Here is a 2,191-nt window from a genome sequence, read left to right on the forward strand (position 1 = left end):
AATCAATGCAGCAACGTCCGTGTTGCTGCGTAGGGTGATGGTGTTATTGCTTGGCGTGACTCGGTCACGGGTCCTGACGACACGCTCTATTTATCATCGTAGAGTTCTGGGTACTTCCGATATCGCCACATATTGATAATGCCAAGCACCGTACCAAGGATATACATGCCCACAAATCCCATTGCCAACACACGATGCCAACGCTGCTCCGGTGGGCCATAACCTCTTAACTCACCACCGAACAACGCATAAGCCCACTCTCCAATAGCCACGCTGTTCCATAGAAATAGAACTAAAGTCGCGACAACCAATGTCAACTTGGCCTGCCGCTTGGCAAATGATGACCATTTGAAATACTCATCATTGCTCTGCATTACCGCCCCTCCTTGTCATTGGCATCTGGCAAGGAAATAAATGATGGCAAATTGCTGATGGTCGTTTCAGTTGCTTTCGAGACGGCATCTTTATTGGGCAATGAGACACCGAAGGCTGCCGGCATCTGCAGATAGGGTGAGGCTAACCGACTGGAGTCTCGCTTTATAAACTCACCCAGCACTGTACCTCCCCCAGCTGTTCCCGCACCCAAGACAGTACTTAGCGGTATCGACTTATCCTCATCATAAAGCCAGTTGGTTACTGAGGTCAGCGAGCCCCCTGCTGCCCCGCCCACGGCGGCATTTCCCCAGGGATTTCGCCCGGCCAGTGGCCCGTATACCAGTGCTGTGCTGCCCGCCGCCAGGGTTTGGCCTGGGCGATACTCCCCGCCTTGCACCATCTGACCCGCCGCATCGAAGCCCGCCCCGGTGGCAAAGAGCCCGGCCGCACCGCGAAAGGCCATTGTGGCGGCAGTATAGGGTGCCATCACAGGTATTGCCGCCATACTGGCCATGCCTCGGCTGAAGGAGTCCTGATCCTCTTTCATCTGCTCAAGTGTTCTGGTGTCCGTATCGTTCAGGTTGTAAGGAAGGCCTGCCGCCTGGGCAACGCCATAGGGGTATTGCAATATCTTTTCACGCGCTGGATAGGCCGATGAGGTTGACGGCTCCCATGCCCGATACGGTGAGCCTTCCCCCCCGTCTGTTCGATGATGTAGCTGATCAGCTCAGACACTCCCCGATATAGCAAGCCCTTGCCCTAAAGCACCAACCGGCGTCATTACTACCCCAGCTGTCATAGCCCTGCTAGCATCATCCAACGCCTTGGCATCCACAGCCCTCTCCCATGCCTGCGCAGCAGGATCGCTGTAATCAACGTTGGCACCCTGAGCGTTACATTCTGGCGTTCCGCATGAAAAATGCTTCACGTGATGGATTTTTCCATCCACCACATAGCTGACCGTATAACGGCCTTCTTCATCCAGCGGTCGACCCGTTAGGCGATCTCGCGGCTGACCAGGGGCTGCCTCTTCCGGGGGTAGCTGATAGATAGGTGCCCGATAGGGCGAGCCTTCCCCACCCGTCTGTTCGATGATGTAGCTGATCAGCTCAGGCGGCGTGTTCTCCGGTATCATCTGAATCAGATAGCGCATGGTGTTGTCTTCGCCGTCTGTCCCGATCCACTCACCGCCATAATCGAAGTAGGTGTCATCAACGGCGTCTTCGTCTTGTAAGTCGACGATAAGGTTGGAGCCGGGGCTTTCTTCCAACTCATCGTTATGCATGGCCCTGAGGGCATCGGCGATCTGCTCTGGCGTGTACTCGCTGCCTTCGGCTAGCTCTTCCGCCAAGGATTGTTCGAAGCTGTGTAGCTGGCGGTTATTGGCATCAAGATTGAACGCCATCGCGCCCCCCTGGGTGCCGCCTGTCGCTGCACCGGCCAGGGTCGCGGTGAGCGATTCAAGCCCTTGGCGCGCCTCGCCCGGTAGATTCAACTCATCCGTGAGACGTTCTACTTCTGCCATGAGCACTGAACTGGTCAGTGCTCCCGTCGCTCCGTCCACACCGCCACCGGCCAGGCCGAGCAGCGTATGGCCCGAGGTGCGGTAAGCGCCGCCTTCCGCCCAACGTGATGCTTCTTTGAGCAGCGTTTCAGGATCACTGGCGTTTTGTGCCTCACGCCATAACTGGGCTTCCTGTTGGCTGGCATAATCCCCCCATTCCTTGCTCGCCCGCGACCCAAACTCTTGGGTAATCGCGGCTTGGGCCTGAACGTCTTTTCTGACGCTTTCTGATCTTGCCCAGTAACGATGGAC

3 protein-coding genes are annotated in these 2,191 nt (G+C 56.5%); all 3 read right to left on the reverse strand.

Annotated elements, in window-relative coordinates; genetic code table 11:
• Nucleotides 1-86: 86 nt before the first annotated feature.
• A complete protein-coding gene (locus INT22_RS11440) occupies nucleotides 87-374 on the reverse strand; it encodes a hypothetical protein (RefSeq protein ID WP_193068248.1) in 288 nt (95 codons plus the stop codon).
• Nucleotides 374-1,003, reverse strand: a complete 630-nt coding sequence (locus INT22_RS11445) for a hypothetical protein (protein WP_193068249.1) — start codon at nucleotides 1,001-1,003, stop codon at nucleotides 374-376. The genes INT22_RS11440 and INT22_RS11445 overlap by 1 nt, the downstream gene beginning before the upstream one ends.
• 99 nt (nucleotides 1,004-1,102) lie before the next feature.
• Nucleotides 1,103-2,191 (reverse strand): hypothetical protein (locus INT22_RS11450; RefSeq protein ID WP_226912647.1); only part of this gene is annotated, 1,089 nt, incomplete at its 5' end.

This window comes from Halomonas sp. 3D7M (assembly GCF_014897885.1).
Lineage (GTDB): Bacteria > Pseudomonadota > Gammaproteobacteria > Pseudomonadales > Halomonadaceae > Vreelandella.

Bases quoted from the DNA above. Each gene is read 5' to 3' on its own strand.
- INT22_RS11440 (WP_193068248.1), bottom strand. From the start codon at position 374: ATGCAGAGCAATGATGAGTATTTCAAATGGTCATCATTTGCCAAGCGG.